The sequence below is a fragment of the Streptomyces sp. NPDC048441 genome (assembly GCF_043200235.1).
Taxonomy (GTDB): Bacteria; Actinomycetota; Actinomycetes; order Streptomycetales; family Streptomycetaceae; genus Streptomyces.
This window is the reverse complement of the sequence record NZ_JBICXM010000010.1, coordinates 258,404-279,140: the sequence shown is the minus strand read 5'-3', so window position 1 is coordinate 279,140 and position 20,737 is coordinate 258,404. Positions and strand designations below refer to the sequence as shown.

Genomic DNA, 20,737 nt, shown 5'->3' with positions numbered 1-20,737 from the left:
TTGCTGTTGCCGGCCAGCGGCGGGCGGTGCGTTGTGCGTTGTGAGTTGTGCTGGTTATGACTTGTTCGTTCCGACTGGACTCAGTGGGCCACGGCACGTGCCATGGATCCGCGGTGCGGCTGCATCGGAACCCTGCCGGGTTCCGGTGCGGTCCTGGCCGGTTGTCGGCCACCGCTCGGTCCGCCAGGACCACCCGGTCCACCCGGACCCGCTGGGGCCGGGCTGCGGCGTGGCTGAGCGGCCACACCGTTCTGGACGTCCATCACGGCGTGCGCCACGAGGCCGCCCATCGGGTCGTGCCTGATCAGGTCCCGGAGACGGGAGCGCGATGAACGCCCCTCGTTGCCGGGGTACAGGTGCTTGCCGAGTCCCACTGCGTGAGCGAGGGCGGCGAGCGCCGCGGTCCGCGGGTCCGGAGGTACGCCGGTGCGGATCGCACTGTCCAGTCGGGACCTGATGTCCCGGCTGATTGCCGTGTCCGTCGCTTGGTAGCGAGTCGTCGGCAGCACTCCGCACATCTGGCCCGATACGGCATGAACCATGCCGCACCGCTCCAGGTGCGCGAGGTAAATCTGGCGCAGCCCCAGTCGGGGCCCGCCAATCCAGTGGACCGCCCGAACCGGGCTGCCGCGCCTGCGCAGCAGTTCCAGTGCGGAGTCCAGAGTCGGATCTCCGGTCGGCCGTGGCATCACCACGGCGATACGATCCCCGTCAGGGGCTATACGTCCGGCCAGCGCCAGCTCCACTAGCTGTGCTCCGGCCAGACCGAGGTCGAGCGACTGCGGCTGCGCTGTGGTACCCGTGGTCGGGTCCAAAGCGAGCAACAGAAGCTCCTCCGGAATCGTTCTGCGGCTCTTGCCCATCCATGCCTCCCCGCGTGGATGAATGACAGGGTGACCCCTCTCACATTGGTCTGTCGAGAGTGCGTGACCGGTAAGTACGGGAACCAGTAGGTATGTCGTTCTCGTCTACCACGGGGGTTAAGCCCTCACACAGGACACTGGTACATGGTTCGGACAGCGGGTCCGGCCATGTTTGGCGCAACGGCAACGCGAGCGGCATGGCGTACGAGGAGGCATCGGTGGCGGGCGAGACCCCCGACAGGTCGAAGCAGCGGAAGTCGTCGGGGAAACCGACTGAGGCAGAACCGCCTGTGCCGGCGCCGGAGGAACGCGACTCGCGGGTGGACCCGCGGCTAGCGGTGGCCCGCGAGGTTCCCGCGGCGCGGGAGGACCAGGCGACGGCGGTCTTCTCGACGCGGGGCGCGGTGGACGGCGGGGAGGGCGAGGACGAGACCTCGGAGGGCTCTGAAGCTCCCGAAGCGTCCGAAGCGTCCGCGGCCTCTGAACCCTCTGAACCCTCTGAGGCTGCCGAGGGGAACGGCGACGCGCGGCTGCGTGCCGCGGTGGCGGCATGGGTGGCCACGGCGGAGGAGGCCCCTGAGGGGTCGGAGGAAGGGTCTGAGCCCGAGGCTGAGCCTGGGGTTGGGTCTGAGGCTGAGGCTGAGGCTGAGCCTGCGGCTGCCTCCGACGATGCCGTGTCGTCCGATGCTGAGGCGGACACCGCTGACGAGGACAGCTCCTCCGACGCGGCTGACGCCGAGGTCGACTCCGGCAGCGATGCTGAGGCTGATGTCGAGGCCGAGACACCCGACTCCGACAGCGATGCGGAGCCTGAGGCGGACGTCGCTGATGACGACGCCGACGAGGAGAGCTCCTCCGACGCGGCTGACGCCGAGGTCGGCTCCGGCAGCGATGCTGAGGCTGATGTCGAGGCCGAGGCACCCGACTCCGACAGCGATGCGGAGCCTGAGGCGGACGTCGCTGATGACGACGCCGACGAGGAGAGCGCCACCGCTGACGCCGAGAGCGACACCTCGGAGGACTCCGAGGACTCCGATGGCCCGGAGCCCGCCGACGCCGATGACAAGACCCCCGCATCGCCCACCGGCACCGGCACCGGCGGCGTGGACCAGGCGACCGCCGTCTTCAAGGCGCTGCCCCCCAAGGCCGTCGACCAGCCGACCACCATGCTCAAGCTGGGCGACCACAAGCCCCCGGCCAAGAAGGCCGAAGGCAAGACCCCCGCGAAGCCGGAAGCAAAGCCGGAAGCAAAGCCGGAAGCAAAGCCGGAAGCAAAGCCCGCCGCAAAGTCCGAGGCCGAAGCCGAGCGCACCAGCAAGTTCGTAGCACTCAAGCCCCTGGACAACGCGCCCTCCAGCAGCGGCAGCGTCAGCAGCACCCCGCTCCCCCCGGCCAAGGCGCCCACGCCCGACAAGGCGCCTACGCCCGAAAAGCCGGGCAGCGTAGGACCAGAACGCACCACCCAGCAGCCCCTTCCCCCCAGGCCGCCGCTGGACCTGCTCGCCGAGCTGACCAACACCCCGCCGCCGCCAGAGACCCGGGTCCGCACCACTGTGCGGCGGGTCAAGGTCTGGACGCCGCTGGTGCTGCTCCTAGTGATCGTCTTTGCGGTCGTACAGGCTGTGCGTCCGCTGCCGACGCCCACCCTGACGCTCACCGCCCAGGAGACCGCCTCCTTCGAGGGGGGCAAGCCGTCCATGCCGTGGCCGGGCCAGGGACAGGCCGCGATGGACGTCAACGGCATCGGCTCGTTCGGTACGTCGGGCAAGCAGAAGCCCGTGCCGATCGCCAGCATCGCCAAGGTCATGACGGTCTACCTCATCCTGCGTGACCATCCGCTGAAGAAGGGTGGCGACGACGGCCCGAACATCCCGGTCGACGCCGCGGCGCAGAAGCACTACGAGACGGGCAAGGCGGAGAACGAGTCGGTCGTCAAGGTGACCGAGGGGCAGAAGATCAGGGAGTACGAGGCGCTGCAAGCGGTGATGCTGCCGTCCGCGAACAACATCGCCAAGCTGCTCGCCCGCTGGGACACCAAGAGCGATTCCGAGGACGAGTTCGTCGCGAAGATGAACAAGACGGCCAAGGAACTCGGCATGAAGGACACCCACTACACGGACCCGAGCGGCCTCGACAAGACGACCGTCTCGACCGCCGCGGACCTGGTGAAGCTGGGCCGGGCCGCGATGGAGAACCCGGTCTTCAACGAGATCTCCCGCCAGCCGAGCTACAAGGACCTCAACGGCGACAAGCAGAACAACTTCTTCGGGCTCGTCCCGACGGTCGCCATCGGCATCAAGACCGGCACCACCACCGCGGCGGGCGGCAACATCCTCTTCGCCGCGGAGAAGAAGATCGGCGGCGAGACCCGCACGATCATCGGTGCTGCCCTCGGCCAGTACGGGCAGAACGGCACGGCCAACATCGACGAGGTCACCGGGGTCACCCGCAAGCTCATCGAGGCCGGGCAGGGCGCCCTCACCGCCAAGACGATCGTGAAGAAGGGCGATGTGGTCGGCGAGGTCGACGACGGTCTCGGCGGTACGACCCCGGTCGTCGCCACCAAGGACGTCACCGCGGCGGGCTGGCCGGGCCTGACGGTGAAGCTGAAGCTCGGCGAGGACGGTGGCGAAACCATCCCTCACTCGGCGAAGGCCGGAACCAAGGTCGGCGTACTGAGCGTCGGCGACGGCAAGGAGGGCGCCGTCGAGGTGCCCGTGGCACTACAGAAGGACCTCACAGAACCGGGCTTCGGCGCAAAGCTGCAGCGCGTCGGCTGAGGCGTACGACAGCACGTACAACAGCACGTACGACAGGCAGTCAGCCGACAGTCGGCCGACAGTCGGCTGAACCCGCGTGGAGGGAGCCCCGCCCCCGGCTCCCTCCGCGCCGTGCGTGCTAGCGTCACAAGCTCGGGGGGCAGTACGCCGGGTCCAGAGCGACAGGGTGTTCCGGGACGGACCCCCTGGCGCTACCCCGGACGGACGGACAGAACGACACGGGGAGTGCCGCAAGTGGCCACAGCGGAGCCGACGCGAGCCGACGACGCCGAACCTGATTCCGGCACCGGTGGCGGCACCCGCACCGGTGCGCGAATAAAGCTGCCCGCCCAGCGCCGCGCCGACCCTGTCGCACCCGAACAGGAATCCAAGTGGATGCGGTTCCTGCGGCACCCCGTGACCATCACCACCGTCACCGCGGCCGTCCTGCACATCCTGTGGTTCTTCATCTTCGCCAACAGCGGCGGCGACCTCGCCGCGCAGGACGCCTGGGCCGAGTTCGTCGGACGGCACCCCGACTCCGCGTACAACCTCGCCTGGTACGGCGGGATGCACCCGGTGTCGTACAGCGTCGTCTCGCCGTATCTGATGTCGGTGCTCGGCGTCCGGACCACGATGATGATCGCCGGAACGATCTCCGCGGCGATGCTCACGATGATCCTGGTCCGCAGCCGTGTGGTGAAGCAGCCGCTGGGGCCCGCGTTCGCGGGTGTCTTCGCGCTGTTCTGCAACGCGGTGTCGGGCCGCGTGACGTACGGCCTCGGCCAGATGTTCGCGCTGATGGCGGTCGCCGCAGTCTTCTGCTGGCCCTATCGCTGGCGCTACAAGCGGTGGGCGAAGGCGCTGGTGGCGGCGCCGTTCGCCGCGCTCGCGACCATGGGCAGCCCGGTGGCGGGCCTCTTCGTGGGCATGGTCGCCGTCGCACTGTTCCTCAGCAAGCGCTACCCCGGGGCGTACGCGCTCGGGATCGCGCCCGCGGTCGTCGTGGGCATCTCCGCGTGGGCTTTCCCGTTCTCCGGTACGCAGCCGATGTCGTTCGGGTCGGCCTCGCTGCCGCTGCTCTACTCCGGATTCGTCTTCTACGTCGTACCGAAGCAGTGGAAGACCGTGCGGATCACCACCGCCGTGTACGCGGCCTTCGTGCTCGGCGTCTGGCTGATCAGCTCGCAGATCGGCTCCAACATCACCCGCCTCGCGATGTCTTTCGCGGCCGTCGCGCTGCTCGCCGCGCTGCCGTTCGCCGTGCCGAAGACCCGCAAGTGGTACGTGATCGTCGTGGCGCTCGTCGGCTTCGTCGGCTGGGTCGGTTTCAAGGCGGTCGACGACATAATCCACACGACGCCCCAGGCCTCCTGGACGCGCGAGCTCGCGCCGCTGGTGAACGAATTGCAGGAGGTGGGCGCCGAGAAGGGCCGCGTCGAGGTGGTCCCGGCCCGGAGCCACCGCGAGGCCTCCGCGCTCGCCCCGTACGTGAACCTCGCCCGCGGCTGGAACCGCCAGGCGGACATGGAGCGCAACCCCCTCTTCTACGACGACACCCTCAACTCGGCGAACTACCACGAGTGGCTCCAGCGCTGGTCCGTGCATTACGTGGTCCTGCCCAACGGGGAGCCCGACGGCGACGGCGGCAAGCGCGAGGCCCAGCTGATCGAGAAGGGTATGCCGTATCTGAAGCAGGTATGGGTGGACTCCAACTGGCAGCTGTACGAGGTCACCGACCCGACCCAGCTCGCCGATCCGCCCGCGGTCGTCGACCGGGCCGAGGCGGGCGGGATGACGATCGAGGTGAAGAAGGCGGGCCGCGTCCTGATCCGCGTCCCGTACTCGCCGTGGCTCAGCATCGTCGACGCGGACGGCAAGGGCGTCGAGCGGCCGAAGGAGACCGAGGAGTCCAAGCGCCTGCGGGAGAACGACGAGAACATCCCCAAGCGTTTCGACAACCTCAACGGCTGCCTGATGGAGGCCAAGGAGGACGCGGAGGGCGACGAGTGGACGGAGCTGATCGCCCCGGGCCCCGGCGTCTACCGCCTCGGCGCGCCCTACCAACTGCCGCGCGGCACGCCGTGCCCGGAGGAACTGCGGGAGAGCGGGCGCTAGCGGCTGTTGCGGGCGGGCGGACCTCGGTAGCCGTAATAGGCCTGTGCCTCGAGCCACCGGCGGTGTCTGCCGCGGCGTACTCCGACGATGATCGCGACGCCGGTGGCGGCCAGGAGGCCGACGAGCGGGACGACGACGGTGACGAGGATGCCGCCGACGAAGGACGCGAAGTCGGCGTCGTCGCCGGGGGCGAAGGTGAGGGCACCGCGTGGGTCGTCGCACAGGACGCGGTAGTCGGCGGCCGTGTCCGTCTTGATGACGAACACCCGCTCCCACTCGACGCTGCCCCTGGTCACGGTGAAACTGCTGTCGGGCGTGGTCACGCGCGGCGCGGAGTCGGGGGGCCCGGAGGCGATCTCGCAGTGCGCGCGGGTGACGAACGGGCCGTGTACGTAGATGGCGGCGTCGTCGTCGGGCCCGATCCGCAGCGTGACGGACTGCCCGCTCGTGAACGCCTTGCCGTCGTCCACGGAGTCCACCGCGGAGGTCAGCGTCAGGACGAAGCTGGCGATGCCGATGCCCACGCACACCGCCGCGATCACTCCCGCGACGACGAACCACCGCCGCCGCGGGCGCAGTTGCCGCGTGTCGATGCGCGGCGGCGGGCCGGGCGGTGGCCCGTAGGGATACATCTCGGCACGATGACAGCCTGGGGGAGCTTTAACTACCGTTCCCCGCGCCGGAGTTCATGTAATCCCGCCAGATCCGGACGGGGAACTCGTTCCCGTGCCGTGAGTGCTTCCCGCCCACCCCCGACAGGGGCAGCAGCTGCGGCTGGCCCGGACCGGTGCGGAACAGCGTCACGGCGGTCGACAACTGGTCGGCGGCTCCGGTGAACCACGCCGACCTGAGGCGGTCCTGGTCGCCGGTGCGACCGGCGGCGGCGGAGAGACCGGCGGACTTGCCGACGCCGCGCATGGCGCCGGCGACCTCGTCGGCCACGTCCGGGTCCATCGCGCGGCGCGAACCGGGCCGTGCGAGGCCGCCGATGTTCTTGTCGTCCTTGACGACTTTGGTCACCGAGTAAGGGTCGTGGCGGAGGCCGCGGTTGGTGAAGGTGCCGTAGGCGGCGGCCATGCGGATCGCGCTCGGGGTCGACGTACCGATGGGAAAGGTCTCGTCCAGGCGGGCCATGCTCCCTTCGAGCAGCCCGGAGGAGACGGCGGTGCGCCGGACCCGCTCCCATCCGACGTCTTTGCCGAGGCGTACGTAGGTGGCGTTGCCGCCCTTCGCCATGGCCTGGCCCAGGGTGGGGTGCGCGGTGCTTCCCGGGCGGCCCGCGGCGACCTCGGTGTGAGGGGCGACATCGGCGGGAGCGGCGGCGCCCGTGCCCCGCAGGATGCCGTCGTCGGCGTAGAAGCTCGCGGACGAAGCGGGCTGCCACCGTGTGCCGCGTACGGACTTCGTGCGGATCCCGTTCTCCAGGGCGGAGGCAAGGACGAAGGGCTTGAAGGCGGATCCGACGGGGACGCCGGACGTGTCGGCGTTGTTGGTGAAGTGCTCGGTGGCGTCGGCTCCGCCGTACAGGGCGACGATGGCGCCGTCGCGCGGACGTACGGAGGCGGCGCCCACCTGCACACCCTTGTCGGCGGCGCGCTTCTTCGGATCGATGTCGCGCACGCGCCCGACGGCGCTCTCCAGCTGCCGCACCTTGTCCTTGTCGAAGGTGGTGTGGATCTTGTAGCCGCCGTGGGCGAGGTCCTTGTCGGTGAGGGAGGTGTGCTGCTTGACGTACTTGTTCGCGACGTCGACGAGATATCCGGTCTGCCCGCTGAGGCTGGTGGTCCGGGACTGCTTGTGGGGTTCGGGGAATGCGCGGTACTTCGCGCGTTCGTGCTGGTCCATGAGCCCCGCCTTGACCTGCCGGTCGAGAATCCACTTCCAACGGGCGTACGAGCGCCGGTGATTGTTGGCACTCACGCTGGGGTCGTACTGCTCCGCGCCTTTCAGCAGGGCTGCGAGAGCGGCCCCTTGGCTGGGATTCAACTTCCTTGCCGGAATCCCGTAATAGGCGTGTGCGGCGGCTTCGATCCCATAGGCGCCACGCCCGAACCAACTGGTGTTGAGATATCCCTGGAGGATCTCGCGCTTGCTCTTCTTCCGGTCCACCTTCAGCGCGATGACGAACTCCTTGACCTTCCGCGTGACCGTCTGGTCCTGGGAGAGGTAGGTGTTCTTCACGTACTGCTGGGTGATGGTGGAGCCGCCCTGGGTCTCCTGGCCGCGGACCATGTTGACCGCGGCGCGGGCGAGGCCCTTGGGCGAGACGCCGGAGTCGCTGTAGAAGGTGTCGTTCTCGGCGGCGATGACGGCGTGCTCGACGGCATCGGGAATCTCCGAGAGCCGTACGTTCTGCCGGTTCACCTCACCGGTGCTCACCATCTGGGTGCCGTCGGCCCAGTAGTAGACGTTGGCCTCGCGCTGGGCGGTGGCGTTCTCGTCGGGGATGTCGACGGAGGCGTACACGAGGGCGAAGAGGCAGGTGAGGGCGGTGAGGACGAGCGTGAGGGAGCCGCTCCACTGCCGCCAGGAGGGGAGCCAGCGCCGGAGGCCTTGTCTGCCGTGGCGGGGGTAGTCGACGAGGCGGCGGCGTGGCTTGCGGGCTGCGGCTGCGCTGGCCTTCCGGGCGCGTGGGTTCCTGGGCTTGCGCGCCGGCTTCCCTTGAGTGTGTGTCCCCATGGTGGGGGAGAGGGCGGTGACGGGGGCGGCGGTTGGCCGGGGGCGTATTAGGGGGTCGTAACAGAGGGCCCCCTCGGAGCAAGCTCGACTCCGAGAGGGCTTCGTACTCTGGTCCTGCTGGGTCCCTGCTGGGTCCCTGCTGGGTCCTGCTGGGTCCCTGGTCTGGTCCTGGTCTTTTCCTGGTCTGTTCCTGTCCAGGGGGTGTTGCGTGTCAGTCCTGGTGGACGGTGTCGGTGCCGGGGCCGCCGGAGAGGGTGTCCGTGCCGGAGCCGCCGTACAGCTTGTCGTCGCCGCTGTTCCCGTAGACCGTGTCGTTGCCGCTGTTGCCGTACAGGATGTCGTTGCCCTTGCCGCCGTACATGAAGTCGTCGCCGGCGCCGCCGTAGATGGTGTCGTTGCCGTCTTCGCCGGACAGGTTCTGCCTCTCGGCGCCGCCCCGGATCACGTCGTCGCCCGCCCCGCCGTCGACGGAGCTGTCGTCGCCGTCCGAGTAGATGGTGTCGTTGCCGATGCCGCCCTGCGCGATGCTGCCGGCGGCGGCGTGGATCGTGTCCTTGCCGTCACCGCCGAGCACGACCCCGGTCTCCCCCACGGAGAGATTGTCGTCGCCCGCCCCTCCCAGGACGTTGTTGCCGTCGACGCCGCCGGTCTGGGTCGCGGTGTCCTTGCCGCCGCCCAGGTCCGCCGAGGCGAAGTAGTAGGTCTGGTCGGTGGCGTTGTCGTAGGCGAAGGTGTCGTCGCCGTCGCCGAGGACCAACTTCAAGGTGGCGTAAGGGTCCTGGCTCTCCAGGGTGGCGACCGTGCAGGAGACCTTGGTGCGGTCGGCGGCGTCGGGGTAGGAGCAGCCGTCTCCCGCGCTGACGGGAACGGCGTCATCGATCACGTAGGTGATCTTTTCGGACCCGGTGGATATCGACGCGGTGACGGCCGCCCTGTTGGTCTGGCCGGAGGCTGCGGTGTAGAGGATCGCGTGATCGGTAGGACTGAACGCGGCGGTGGCCGACGCGGTGGCGGCACCGGCGGTACCGGCCATGAGGAACGGAGCGGCAGCCCCGGCACCGAGAGCGAGCGTCACCGCCGCCGCAGTACGGAAAACCCGGCGGCTAATGAGTCGAGAGGGCATTGCATAACCTCCACGATGCGTATGTGGTCCTTGCAACTAGGTATGACTGCCGGGGTTCGGGGTTGGTTGTGGTCGGATTCAGAAGGGGGTGCGTCGGCGTACTTCCGGAATTCCTGGCAGCGGCGTCGCCAACACCTTCTGACCGGCGATGGGTTGACCGCTCATCCGCCGTTAGACAATTCCTCGTAAGGTGCTATTCGGCTGAAATTCATGAGGGCGGGCCGGGCAGTGGATTCCAGCGCCGTGCCGTAGTGGCGCGTTGCCCATGGCGACCGTCGTCGGTCCTCACGGACGGGTGTTGACGCCCGTGACGACCGTGACGGTCGTGGTACCCAATTAGCGCGTACGCGAAGGGAGTTCCGAGCCCGCGGCAGGCCCAAACGGCTACGGTGTGCCCTGCAGACCCGTGCGGAGCGACAGGATGACATCGGGGGGACGGGAATGGCTGACGGGAATGGCTGACGGGCCGCTGCTCGCGGAGCTGTACTTCGGGCGCGAGGACGCAGAACGGGACGTGACCGATGGGCTCCTGTTGCGCGGGGCATTCCTGCCCACAGCGGCGTACCGCGGTGCGGTGACCGGGCGGAAGATGCTGATCATCGGGCGCAAAGGGTCCGGGAAGAGCGCCATCTGTATGCAGTTGATGGCGGACGGCCCGCACCCTCACCGGAGGGTTCTCGTCACCCCCGACGAGACGGCGGGGGAGGAACTCCGCCGGTTCGAGCTGCAGGGGCTGCCGGGCGACTCGGCGAAGGCACTGATCTGGCGGTACGTATTCGCCGTGCACACAGCCCGCCACCTGATGGCGCACGCCAAGGACGAGCACGGCGGCAAGCCCGGCTCGATCAAGGCACTGGCCCGCTTTCTGAAGCAGAACGACGAACTGTCCGGACTGTCAGGGCAGTCCGGACAGTCCGCACTGTCCGGTGGGCAGCTGGGAGCTCGGCTGGCGCAAGGAGCGAGGGGCCTCCAGACGTCCCTCTCCCTGGAGGCGTTCGGAGTCAAGGCGGGCGTGGACCTGGCTCAGCCCGCATCGGAAGGGGCACGGGCTGTCCGGCAGTTGGATGTCGTCGAGCAGGGAGTGGCGAGGGCCCTCGCCGATCTGAGCTGCGACGGCACGCATGGACCGCTGCTGCTGATGGTCGATCAGCTGGAGCAGGTGTGGTCCGCGGAATCCGACAGCAACTCGATGGTGATCGGACTGCTGCTGGCGGCGAAACATGCCGCCGGCCTCTACGGGGGAGCCGTACGGCCGCTCCTGTTTCTGCGCTCCGACATCTACGACTCGCTGTCGTTCGGGGAGGGGGACAAGTTCCACGGTGACGAACTTCGCATCGTCTGGACGGAACAGTCCCTGCGGGACCTCGCCCTGGCTCGTGCGAGGGCATCCGTCGGCGAGGCACTGAGCGCGGAGGAGCTGTGGCAGGAGATCTTCCCGGAGACCGTGCGGGGCGAGGAGACCGCGAAGTACCTCTTCAGCCGTTGTCTGCCACGGCCCCGGGACGCCATCCAGTTTCTCAACCTGTGTCAGGAAAGGGCCTGGCTGTTGAACGGCCGGGACCGGATCACGGAGGAGGACGTCCTCCTGGCGAACCAGCAGTTCTCCGACTGGAAGCTCAACGACCTGGCCATGGAGTATCTGGTCGCGCATCCTTTCCTCAAGCGGCTCTTTCCGCTGTTCCAGAACACCGGATACGTGGTGACGCGGGCCGCTCTCGGTGCCCGTTTCGAGGCAGCGGCCGAGACGCTCCACCGGCTGTTCCCCGCGTACGTCGACGCGCTGACCCCCGCAGGGGTCATCGATGCCATGTACGGCGTGGGATTCCTCGGAGTGCGGCGGGGGAACGACGTGGTGTTCGCCGGCGGCGACGGCCTCCCGGTGCAGCCGCACGAGATGGAATTCCACGTCCACCCGTGCTTTCGCGAGGCGCTCGGGGCGACCAGCGCGATCGACCTGCGGCCTTACGAGCCGTTGTCGGCGGGCACCCGCATCGTCACGGGCAACATCAGCCCCGCGGCTTCGGGCACCACAGCGGTCACCCGTGACGTCCGACTGCTACGTGAACTCATCCGATCGTGTCACTCCATTCTGGACCAGGTCGGCCGAGCGACGGGGGTGACACACGAGGTCAGGAACGAGATCACCGAGCAGGTGGAACGTGTGCTGCGCGACGTCAACGGCATGGTCACGGCAGGACGGTTCGTCGACGTCGACGATCATCTCCTCACAGTCGCCCATTACTTCACCGGCCTTGCAGGGCAACTGCTGGACAGCGGCCTCGATGGCGCGGTCGGCGCGGGGCGCGCGGTGGGCGCCGAGGACGTCGCTCATCGCATCGAGGAAGTGGTCCGGGGCCTGCGCCGATTGGCGGGCGGCTCATATGGGAGTTCGGGCGACTCGGCGGGTACCTGAACCGCTCGGTCGCGACGGATACTGAAGCGGTTCCTGGACAGGCTGTCGCACCACGGCGGCCCGGTCCCGGTGATGGAGGGAATGGGTGCGGGGCGTACTGCTTGCCGAGCGGTTTCGTATCAGCGAGCGTCTTGGCTCGGGCGCGATGGGTGAGGTGTGGTCAGCCAAGGACGCGCGGATGCGGCGGGACGTGGCGGTCAAACTCGTCCAGGCGTTGCGTGTGGAAGAGGGTGATACACAAGCCAGATTCCAACGCGAAGTGCATCTGGCGGGGCGACTCTCCCACCAGAACATCGTCACGGTTCACGACCACGGTGAGGAACTGGTCGGCGGGCGCCGGACACTTTATGTCGTGATGGAACTCGTTCCGGGTGTCTCCCTCCGTCGGAAGCTCCAGGAGTCCGAGCGGCCCCCTTGGCCGACTGCCGTCGGGTGGGCCAGGCAGATCGCCCAGGCACTCCATGTCGCGCACAGCCGAGGTGTGATCCACCGGGACATCAAGCCTGCCAATGTCCTGCTCACCCCCGAAGGCACGATCAAGGTCCTCGACTTCGGGGTCGCCAAGTTCATCGGTGACACGCTGACCATCCATGAACTCACCGCCACTGGTGCCCTGATGGGCTCTCCGCCGTACATGTCTCCGGAACAGGCCGAGGGCGACCGGGAGGTGGGTCACCGCAGCGACCTCTACTCTCTGGGCTGCCTTCTCTACCACGCGGTGACCGGCGAGCCGCCCTTCACCGCCACCAGTCCACTGGCGGTTCTCCGGATGCAGGTGGACAAGACACCGGTGGCGCCGAGCGACCGGACCCCGGGCCTCCCTCGCTCACTGAGCGACCTCATCATGAGCCTGCTCGCCAAACGGCCGGAGGACCGCCCGGCGGACGCTGCCACCGTGTACGCCACCCTGAGCACGCTGCTGGTCGATCACGTGGTCACTCTGCCTGAGGAAAATCCTCTGGACGTAACCCAGTTGGGGCTTATCGATCCACTCGCCGGGCGAGTCCTGGAGAGGGCGTGGCAGATCTGGGTGTCGACGGAACGGCACAGCGCGTCCGTACGCGAGGAAGCCGACCGAAGCCGTGGCGAATCCGAGTATCTGCTGCACCGGGCACATGCCGAGGCCCAGAAGATCATCGCCGGGGCCGAGGCGGACCGGCCGCACCCCGAGGCCGGGCAACCGAGCGCCGACGCGGTCGCCCAGGGCGAGCGCATCCGTGGTGAGGCCAGGCGCGAGGCCGTCCAGCAGATCGAGGAGGCGGCCAAGTCCGCCGAGGAGCTGCTGGCGAAGGCCAAGGCGGACGCCGACGAGTTGCGCCAGGCCGCCACGACGGACAGCGAGAGGGTCCGTGAGGAGGCCATCGAGCGGGCGACGAGGCTGCGCACGCTGGCCGAGGAAACCCTGGACCGTTCCCGCGAGGATGCCGAGAGGGTCGCCGGCGAACGTAAGGAAGCCGCCGCGATCCGGGAGCGTGCCGTGGCGATGCGCGATCGCGTCGAGTCGGAGATCGAGGAACTGCATGAGCGGGCCCGCCGCGAGGCCGCCGATGCGATGAAGACGGCGGGCGAACGCTGCGACGCACTCGTCAAGGCCGCCGAAGAGCAGCTGGCGGAAGCGAGGGCGACTTCCCGGGACATCGTCTCGGAAGCCAGCTCCGAGGCTGGGAAGGTGCGTATCAGCGCCGTAAGGAAGGCCGAGGGGCTCCTGAAGGAAGCCGAACAGAAGAGGTCAGCGATGATCAGGGAGGCCGGGGAGGTCAAGGCGGAGGCGACCCGCGAGGCCGAGCGCACGCTCGAGGAGGGCAGGCGCGAGCTCGAGATCGTGCTGCGGAAGAGGGAGGATGTGAATGCCGAAGTCTCGCGGGTCCAGGACGTGTTGGAAGCGTTGGAGTCGTTCGAGAGCCCATCGTGGAAAAAAAATGACGGTGGAACGAGCGATGCGGGGATGTCGGCATAGCGCCGCTCCCGCTGACGGCATAGCGCCGCCTCCGCCCGCGTGACGGGGCAGACGCTGAGCCATCGCCACCTGGCTTGGGGAGAATCGCCACCTGGCTTTGGGAGAGGGGCCTGTCTCGGCATCTCGGCACCGGTGACGCCGTCCAGTTCCAGCCAGTAAACTGCGCGCGCTCAGAAGTGGCGCAGGAGGCGAGGGGGAACCGTGGCACACGGGGGATATCAGGGCTGGGGGCCGGGAAACGGCCAGCCACCGGGTGGCGGTGCCCCGGACCCGTACGGCCCGCCACCACCAAGTCCGTACCCACACCCCAACCCACATCTGAACCCACATCTGAACCCGAACCCTTACCCTCAGCCCCAACCCCAGCCGTACAGGCCTCAGCCGGTCCGACGGCAGCGCTACGGCTGCGCGCTCTTCCTCGTCTCGCCGGTCATCCCGGTGATCCGTTCCGCCCGCCGCCGCGCAGAGGCGATCTTCAACCAGCCTGGCGCAGGCCGTGTCGAGGACCGGCTCGTGACGCGGGTACAGCTGTGGCGAGCGATCCTCGGCGGGGTCGCGACCCTCCTCCTGATCTACGTCTACGGCGCGGACGAGGGCTGGAGCGGCGCCGCCAACGACGGCGTGGTGAAGGTGCTCATGGCCCCGCTGCTGCTCATCTTCACCGGCCCGCTGGTCGTCCTCGGCTTCATCCGCTACGCGCCCGCCGCACAGCGACGCGTGCTCCGCTCCCGACTGCGCGCGCCGCTCAAGGCCGTGGGCTGGTACGTCGGCATCCTGGTGGGCGTGGGCCTCGTACTGGCAGGCAGCGCGGTTCTCCTGAAGCAGAACTACGGCACGATGGTGAACGGCCTGGTGGCGCTCGCCCTGCTCATCGGCATCGTCTGGCTCCTGCCCTTCCTCTTCTTCGCCTCCGCCTACGCCGCCCGCTATGCCTTCAACACATCCCATGTGCACGCCGCGCTCCCGGCCGCGCTCACCGTCGTACTCGTCTGGGAGCTGACGCTCTTCAGCGTCGCGCTCGACGGCGGACTGCCGCACGGGCCCCCGGCCGCTCAGTGGTGCTCGGTCCTCGGCGGCCCGGTGTCGGTCACCGCGGTGGCCCTGTGGGAACTGCACCGGATGCGTACCCGCCATGGAGTCCGCATCCGCGCCTGAGCACGAGGTACCGCCGCGGGCGGCTTCGGCACCACCTAGGACAACGGGTCGCCGCGCACCGGCGTCAGGTCGCGTCAGGTCGCGGATCTGGCCACTGCGACCGCCCAGGCGATGTACAGGACGTTCACCACCAGCCGGGCCACCGCACCGGCCGGCCGGTCAAGGAGCCGGGGCCGGTCCGGCCGCGCGCGGCGCAGTGCGTCCACGTGGGACACCAGGTAACAGGTGATCAGGACGGCGGCGGCCCAGCTCCCGACTTGCCTGCTGCACGGAACAAGGACCAGCGAACCCACCACGACCTCCGCCGCCCCACTGACGGCCACGAGGAGCCGCCCCCGGCGGAGCCATGGGGGTATAAGCATGTGGAAGTAACCAGGCGCCAGGAAATGCATGACCCCCGTGACGACCAGGAACATTGCCAAGGCGACGGCAGCGATGGCGATAGCGATAGCGTGCATGGCACGATGATCCGTTCACCTCGTGCCTGGGCACTTGAACAAAACGATCGCCGCATCGTCTTCGCCTCCGGCCCCGAAGCGACGATGTTCGCCGAGTCCCACCCGCTCCGCGTCGCACAACACCGGCTGCCCGCGTGGAAAGCCGTGCTGCCGATCGGCGGCTGCGCCCAACTCCGCCAGCCGGGAAGGCCCATGGTGACGGCGCCCGGCCTGATCGTTCCGCCCCAGCTTGCCCACACCTGCGCGGTGACCTCGCCCTACACCGCCCTGTTCATCGACCCCTGGCTGCTGCCGTCCTGCCCAGGGTCGATACCGCTCGATGCAGGCGAGGTCCGCCGTTTGCTCGCCGCGCTCGGCACCACCGATGTCGACGGCCCCGGCACCGACGCGGACCTGGCCGCCGGATACGCCGAGCTGCGGACACTCGCCGGGTGCCCTGCCCCGCTCGATCCGAGAGTCGCCCACGCTGTAGACCTGTGCACGCGGCACGCCCCGGCCCCGCCCACCGAAGCCATTGCCTCCTCCTCCACCTCCTCCTCCACCTCCTCCATCCCCTCCTCCTCCATCCCCTCCTCCATCTCCACCATCGCCAACGAGATCGGCCTGTCGGCCCCTCGGCTGCGCGCCCTGGTCCGGCAGGACGTGGGCATCGCGCTCACTCGCTTGCGCCGATGGGGCCGGCTCCGCGCCGCGATCGCCGACCTGTCGAATTCGACTGCCGCCCTGGCCGCGGCCACCGCAGGCTTCGCCGACCAGGCCCATCTCACCCGCACTGCGCGGGACTTCATCGGGCGTACGCCCGCCTCCTTCAAGTGATCAGGTCAGGTCGGCAGCTGCTGGGCCGCGTGGTGGTCGTGCGTAGGGATGATCGTGACTCGGTCCTTGACGGCGTGCAGGCGGTGCAGCGTCAGAAAGGTCTCGTGCCGGTCATCGTCGGCCAACTCACCGGGGAATCCGGCCTTTTGCCGGATGAGGTCGATCTGGGCGGTGTGCCAGGCAGCGTCGCCTGCGAGCAGCACCCAGCCCGTTGCCGTGTGCGCCAGAACTCCGACGCTGCCAGGGGTGTGTCCTGCGAGGTCGACGAGTACGACGGAACCGTCGCCGAAGAGGTCGTGGCTGGCGGCGAACGTGAGGACCGGCGGGCCGTCCAGTTCGTACCGGACAATGCCCCGGCCGCGCAGGGCCTCGCGGACGCCACCCACGGGTGCGATCGAGCCTTGCATGACCCAGTCATGTTCGCGGCCGTGCAGATGTACCGGCAGTTCGGGAAGATCGAGGAGCCCGCACACATGGTCCCAATGAGTGTGCGTCGGCAGCGCGAAATCCAGACCACCGGAACCCGGCCGCTCACGCAGCGCGGTGACGGTGGCGACGGTGTCGGCCGGGGGACGCACCGCGACCCGTAGGAACGCCGGCAAGTCGGCAACCGCGCGACTGCCGACATCCAGGCAGACACTCGGGTCCACGATGAACGTCGCTTCCGGGTGGGTGATCACGAACGACAGCAGCGAATTCTCGATACGCCGCGGCTGCCGCAGCCCCTCCACGATCAGGGCGGTGGGCACGGAACGTGGCACCTGTCGCAGCGCGGACACGGTGACCGACACCGCCGTGTCCGGCAGCCCCGCGTCGGTCAAGCCGCGCAGAAACCGCTGGTCGGGGCGTCGGGGACGGACAAGACCCGTTGCCAGGCTTGCGACGGCGCCGCAACATGCGGCCAGCGTCGGTGATTTCACGGCGTCAGACACGGCTACGTCGTCCCTCTCGCGTTCGGGTGGTGCGTTCGATGGCCGGACGGTATAACTTCAGGTCGACCTGAAGTAAAGGAGCGCGATGTCCGCAGCGGAGTTGAAGATCGGCGATGCGGCCGCCCTGCTCGGGGTGGCCACCCATGTCCTCCGACACTGGGAGGACATCGGAGTGCTCACCCCACACCGGCTTCCCTCAGGGCATCGCGTCTACGACAGCCAGAGCATCGGCCAGGCCCACCTCATCCAGATCGGCCAGCGGGCCGGTCTCTCACTCGCCGAGATCGGTGAACTCGCCGCGGGAGAACGGTCCGACCGCATCGGCCTGGTCAACGCGAAGCGCACCCGGATCGCCGAACACATCGCGAACCTCGAACTGGCTGACCGCTTCCTGGCCCACCTGGTGCGCTGCGTACACCCGGTCATCTCCGACTGCCCGGAGTGCTCCGCCCTGGTGGAGCGGGGCGCGCGGTCAGCGATCGCCCAGTGATTGATTCAGCGTGAGGACGCGTGCATGCGGCACGGCCGTGGTGAACTCGCGCTTCTTCGCGTCTGTGGAGTCGTTGGGGGTTGCCGAAAGGACTCGAACCTGCGACACGCGCTTTAGGAGTTTTCCCTGATCAAGGCCGTGACCTGCGCAAACGTCGGCCGCGGCAGACCTGGCCCGGAAAACTCCCCTCTGTGGTTCTCACGTGTTCGCGGGGTTTCCCGGCCCCATGTGTGCTGGACGCGTTCTGCCAGGGCAACTTCCTGACGGGTTGTCAGTCAATTGTGGTTCGTGGTGGTGGCTGACCTCTTTGCCCCGAGTGGGCGCGACCCGCCTGCATCACAGGGATGGGGGCGGGGCGGTAAGTCCGGTGAGGGCTGCCGAGATCTGGTCGAGGCGGGTGTGGTCGAGGGAGTAGAGGACGTAGTAGCCGTCCCGGCGGGTGGTGGTCAGCCCTGCCTGAGTCAGCTCCTTGAGGTGGCGGGAGACCACCGAGGGGGACAGGCCGAGGAGAGTGGCCAGTTCCTGGGTACTGCGGTTCTGTGCGGCGAGGTGGGTGATGATCTGCAGGCGCGGGGCGGCGGCCAACGCGCGGAGTGCGGTGAGGAGGTCGGCCTGGCTGGTGGGGCGGGGTGCGGCGGCTGGCGTGAGGGGGAGTGCGGGGTAGGTGATGCGAAGAGGCCAGGGGGCGTCGCAGGTGACGCGTACGTGGGGCCAGACGTAGTGGCTGGCGGTGAGCGTGACGGGGCGGACGCGGGTGACGGTGATGTCGTGGTCGTGCGGGCGGTCCAGGCGCAGCGTGCGCTGGGCGGGGTCGATGCGGATCTGCGGGACCAGGGTGCGGAGCATGGGGAAGACGCCTTGGTGGGCGATGCGTTGGCCTGCCGCCGTGATCGCCTGGTACAGGGCGGGTTCGATGCGTTCCCATTCGTCGGCGAAGGCCACGTCCCAGTAGTCCTCCAGCGTGGTGAGCACGCCGTCCAGAGCCGGGAGCGGGTCGGTGAGGATGGCGCCGAGCCGCGTGGCCTGCTCGGGGTCCGACTGCCGAAGTTCGGTGAGGGCGGCGTCCCGGGTGGCGGCGTCCTCGACCAGCGCGGGCCCGTCGTAGCGGGTGGTGTCGACGAGGGTCTGGGCGAGCTCGGCGGCCAGCTGTTCGGGCGGCAGCGCCCGCACCGCCGTGATCTGTCCGGCGAAGTCCGCCTCCAGGTCGCCTGCCCCGCTCTCGAAGAAGGCTGGGATGTAGTCGGCGACGACGAAACTGTGCTCGCGGAGTTGGCGGCGTACCGCGGCGGGCAGGCGGCGGCAGCGCCGCACCCATGGCACGTGCAGGGCGTGATGTCCGGGGTCGGTGAGTACGTGCCAGGAGTGGGCCGCTTCGAGCAGCGGGGAGACGGAGAAGGCGAGGTCTTCCTCGGCGCTGTCGCCGAAGCGCATCGTGATCACGATTGCAGGATTTCACAATCAGTTGATCAGATCTCGCCGGGTCCTTCAGGCTCACGAGCAGACCCCTCCGCCACCGAACCTTGGGCAGCCCGATGGACATCGATCGTCAAGACCTCTCGCCTGACGAAGGCGGCGGGTTCCGTACGAGCACGGGCGAGGCTGCTTGGCGGTCCGTGCTCGACGCGGACGGGGGCGCGTATACGGTCCACGAGCACGCGCCCGCACACAGCGTCGCCGAGCGTCAGGCGCTGCCTTTCCCCTGGTCGCAGGCGGTCAAGACGCTTGCCTTCACCACCGCGGACACCCCGCTTCTGCTCGTGGCTCTGCGCGCGGAGGACCGTATCGACTTCGCGCGCCTCGCGGCCGCCGTTGGCGCCAGCCGTTCGCAGCTGCGCGCCACCGATGCCGAGGCGCTCGGCGCGGAGGGACTGGTTCCCGGGGGCATCCCGCCAGTCAGCCACCGGCCCGGTGTGCCGTGCTGGATCGACACTGCGGTCATCGAGGTGGGGCAGCCGGTCTTCTGCGGTGCTGGATCCGCTGACCGCACCCTCCAAGTAGAGCCGGCTGTGCTCGCCAGGCTCCCGCGTGCGCACGTGACCCAGCTGCGCCGATAACGCCCGACACCCTCTTGGGCGCGGGCGGGCGGAAGCTGTCCGCCCGCTCCCCTTGCCCTCGCGCGGACGCCGTACGGCATTCACCGCGTAGCCCTCATCCCATCCTCTGGAAAGGCGCCACCCGCTCATGGTGTCCACGTCGAACCTTGTGGCGTTCGCGGCGATGTGTTTCGTGGTGATCGCGGTCCCTGGGCCGAGCGTCCTGTTCGTCATCGGCCGCGCCCTCGCGCACGGCCGCCGCACCGCGCTCGCCACGGTGCTGGGCAACCTGCTCGGCTGCTACGCCTTGGTCGTCATCGTGGCCCTCGGCCTGGGCTCTGTGGTCCAGAGCGCACCCCAGGTGCTCACCGTGGTGAAACTCGTCGGCGCCGCCTACCTCGTCTATCTCGGCGTCCAGGCGATCCGGCATCGCGACCAGCTGCGCGCGGACATTACGGACCGGGAGAGCGGGAAGCGGAGTGATCTACGGACCGTCGTGGACGGGCTGCTGGTCGGCGTCACCAACCCCAAGGGCCTGGTCTTCTTCGCGGCGGTGCTGCCGCAGTTCGTGAACGACGACGCGGGTGGCGTCCCGCTTCAGATGATGATTCTGGGTCTGGTCCCCGCAGCCGTCGGACTGCTCTGCGACACCGTGTGGGGCCTGGGCGCCTCGGCCGCCCGTGCATGGTTCGCCGGATCGGACCGCCGCCTTTCGATGATCGGCCTCGGCGTCACCGTCGCCGCCACCCGCCACTGACCGGCCTACGGGCGCCCCTAGTCCGCCGCTGCGGGGAACAAGCGCTGCACGGCCGCCACGATCGCCGCTCGGCGTGCGGCCAGGAAGGACGCGCGCTCCTTCTCGTCGGAGGCATCAGGTCGCTCTTTTGCCGAGGGCTGCCCTCGCGTGTGCTCAACGTGCGGACGCGAGGGCGGCCTTTTGG

At 68.8% G+C, this 20,737-nt stretch carries 16 protein-coding genes; 9 read left to right on the top strand and 7 right to left on the bottom strand.

Features of this window, described 5'->3' with window-relative positions; all coding sequences use genetic code 11:
* Nucleotides 1-80: 80 nt before the first annotated feature.
* Entirely contained in the window at nucleotides 81-863 is a 783-nt protein-coding gene (locus ACGFSB_RS25335; RefSeq protein ID WP_393403441.1) for a GPP34 family phosphoprotein, read from the bottom strand.
* A gap of 674 nt (nucleotides 864-1,537) precedes the next feature.
* Here ACGFSB_RS25335 and ACGFSB_RS25330 point away from each other — a divergent pair.
* Nucleotides 1,538-3,643, top strand: a complete 2,106-nt coding sequence (locus ACGFSB_RS25330) for a D-alanyl-D-alanine carboxypeptidase (protein WP_393403438.1) — start codon at nucleotides 1,538-1,540, stop codon at nucleotides 3,641-3,643.
* Between the two features lie 234 nt (nucleotides 3,644-3,877).
* On the top strand, nucleotides 3,878-5,740 hold the full coding sequence (locus ACGFSB_RS25325) for a glycosyltransferase family 87 protein (RefSeq protein WP_393403435.1): 1,863 nt from the start codon (nucleotides 3,878-3,880) through the stop codon (nucleotides 5,738-5,740).
* Here ACGFSB_RS25325 and ACGFSB_RS25320 read toward each other — a convergent pair.
* The 3 genes from ACGFSB_RS25320 to ACGFSB_RS25310 form a co-directional block, all read right to left on the bottom strand.
* Nucleotides 5,737-6,372, bottom strand: coding sequence for a hypothetical protein (locus tag ACGFSB_RS25320; RefSeq protein WP_393403432.1), 636 nt, complete (start codon nucleotides 6,370-6,372; stop codon nucleotides 5,737-5,739). The genes ACGFSB_RS25325 and ACGFSB_RS25320 overlap by 4 nt on opposite strands.
* A gap of 28 nt (nucleotides 6,373-6,400) precedes the next feature.
* On the bottom strand, nucleotides 6,401-8,419 hold the full coding sequence (locus ACGFSB_RS25315; RefSeq protein ID WP_393403429.1) for a transglycosylase domain-containing protein: 2,019 nt from the start codon (nucleotides 8,417-8,419) through the stop codon (nucleotides 6,401-6,403).
* A gap of 211 nt (nucleotides 8,420-8,630) precedes the next feature.
* The gene (locus tag ACGFSB_RS25310; protein ID WP_393403427.1) at nucleotides 8,631-9,494 is read right to left on the bottom strand and encodes a calcium-binding protein; all 864 of its coding nucleotides are present in this window, start codon (nucleotides 9,492-9,494) and stop codon (nucleotides 8,631-8,633) included.
* 502 nt (nucleotides 9,495-9,996) lie between these two features.
* Here ACGFSB_RS25310 and ACGFSB_RS25305 point away from each other — a divergent pair.
* The 3 genes from ACGFSB_RS25305 (at nucleotide 9,997) to ACGFSB_RS25295 (ending at nucleotide 15,067) form a co-directional block, all read left to right on the top strand.
* Nucleotides 9,997-11,955, top strand: coding sequence for a P-loop ATPase, Sll1717 family (locus ACGFSB_RS25305; RefSeq protein ID WP_393403425.1), 1,959 nt, complete (start codon nucleotides 9,997-9,999; stop codon nucleotides 11,953-11,955).
* Between the two features lie 85 nt (nucleotides 11,956-12,040).
* Nucleotides 12,041-13,912 (top strand): protein kinase, encoded by a 1,872-nt coding sequence (locus ACGFSB_RS25300; protein ID WP_393403422.1) that lies wholly within the window; start codon nucleotides 12,041-12,043, stop codon nucleotides 13,910-13,912.
* 438 nt (nucleotides 13,913-14,350) lie between these two features.
* A complete protein-coding gene (locus ACGFSB_RS25295; protein WP_393403420.1) occupies nucleotides 14,351-15,067 on the top strand; it encodes a hypothetical protein in 717 nt (238 codons plus the stop codon).
* 74 nt (nucleotides 15,068-15,141) lie between these two features.
* On the opposite strand, the gene ACGFSB_RS25290 is transcribed toward ACGFSB_RS25295, so the two are convergent.
* Nucleotides 15,142-15,525, bottom strand: coding sequence for a hypothetical protein (locus tag ACGFSB_RS25290; protein ID WP_393403417.1), 384 nt, complete (start codon nucleotides 15,523-15,525; stop codon nucleotides 15,142-15,144).
* 6 nt (nucleotides 15,526-15,531) lie between these two features.
* Between ACGFSB_RS25290 and ACGFSB_RS25285 the strand changes: the two genes are divergently transcribed.
* On the top strand, nucleotides 15,532-16,341 hold the full coding sequence (locus ACGFSB_RS25285; RefSeq protein WP_393403415.1) for a helix-turn-helix domain-containing protein: 810 nt from the start codon (nucleotides 15,532-15,534) through the stop codon (nucleotides 16,339-16,341).
* Nucleotides 16,342-16,346: 5 nt separating this feature from the next.
* On the opposite strand, the gene ACGFSB_RS25280 is transcribed toward ACGFSB_RS25285, so the two are convergent.
* The gene (locus ACGFSB_RS25280; RefSeq protein ID WP_393403413.1) at nucleotides 16,347-17,273 is read right to left on the bottom strand and encodes an MBL fold metallo-hydrolase; all 927 of its coding nucleotides are present in this window, start codon (nucleotides 17,271-17,273) and stop codon (nucleotides 16,347-16,349) included.
* 85 nt (nucleotides 17,274-17,358) lie between these two features.
* Between ACGFSB_RS25280 and ACGFSB_RS25275 the strand changes: the two genes are divergently transcribed.
* Nucleotides 17,359-17,763: a MerR family transcriptional regulator gene (locus ACGFSB_RS25275; RefSeq protein WP_393403410.1), complete on the top strand. Its 405-nt coding sequence runs from the start codon at nucleotides 17,359-17,361 to the stop codon at nucleotides 17,761-17,763.
* A 336-nt stretch (nucleotides 17,764-18,099) separates the two neighbouring features.
* Here the strand turns inward: ACGFSB_RS25275 and ACGFSB_RS25270 are convergent, their stop codons facing one another.
* Nucleotides 18,100-19,194: a DUF5937 family protein gene (locus ACGFSB_RS25270; RefSeq protein ID WP_393403536.1), complete on the bottom strand. Its 1,095-nt coding sequence runs from the start codon at nucleotides 19,192-19,194 to the stop codon at nucleotides 18,100-18,102.
* Between the two features lie 101 nt (nucleotides 19,195-19,295).
* Between ACGFSB_RS25270 and ACGFSB_RS25265 the strand changes: the two genes are divergently transcribed.
* Both ACGFSB_RS25265 and ACGFSB_RS25260 read left to right on the top strand, forming a co-directional pair.
* Nucleotides 19,296-19,817 carry a YbaK/EbsC family protein gene (locus tag ACGFSB_RS25265; RefSeq protein ID WP_393403407.1) on the top strand — a complete coding sequence of 174 codons (522 nt, stop codon included), beginning with the start codon at nucleotides 19,296-19,298 and terminating at the stop codon, nucleotides 19,815-19,817.
* Between the two features lie 127 nt (nucleotides 19,818-19,944).
* Nucleotides 19,945-20,553 (top strand): LysE family translocator, encoded by a 609-nt coding sequence (locus tag ACGFSB_RS25260; protein ID WP_393403405.1) that lies wholly within the window; start codon nucleotides 19,945-19,947, stop codon nucleotides 20,551-20,553.
* Nucleotides 20,554-20,737: the final 184 nt, after the last annotated feature.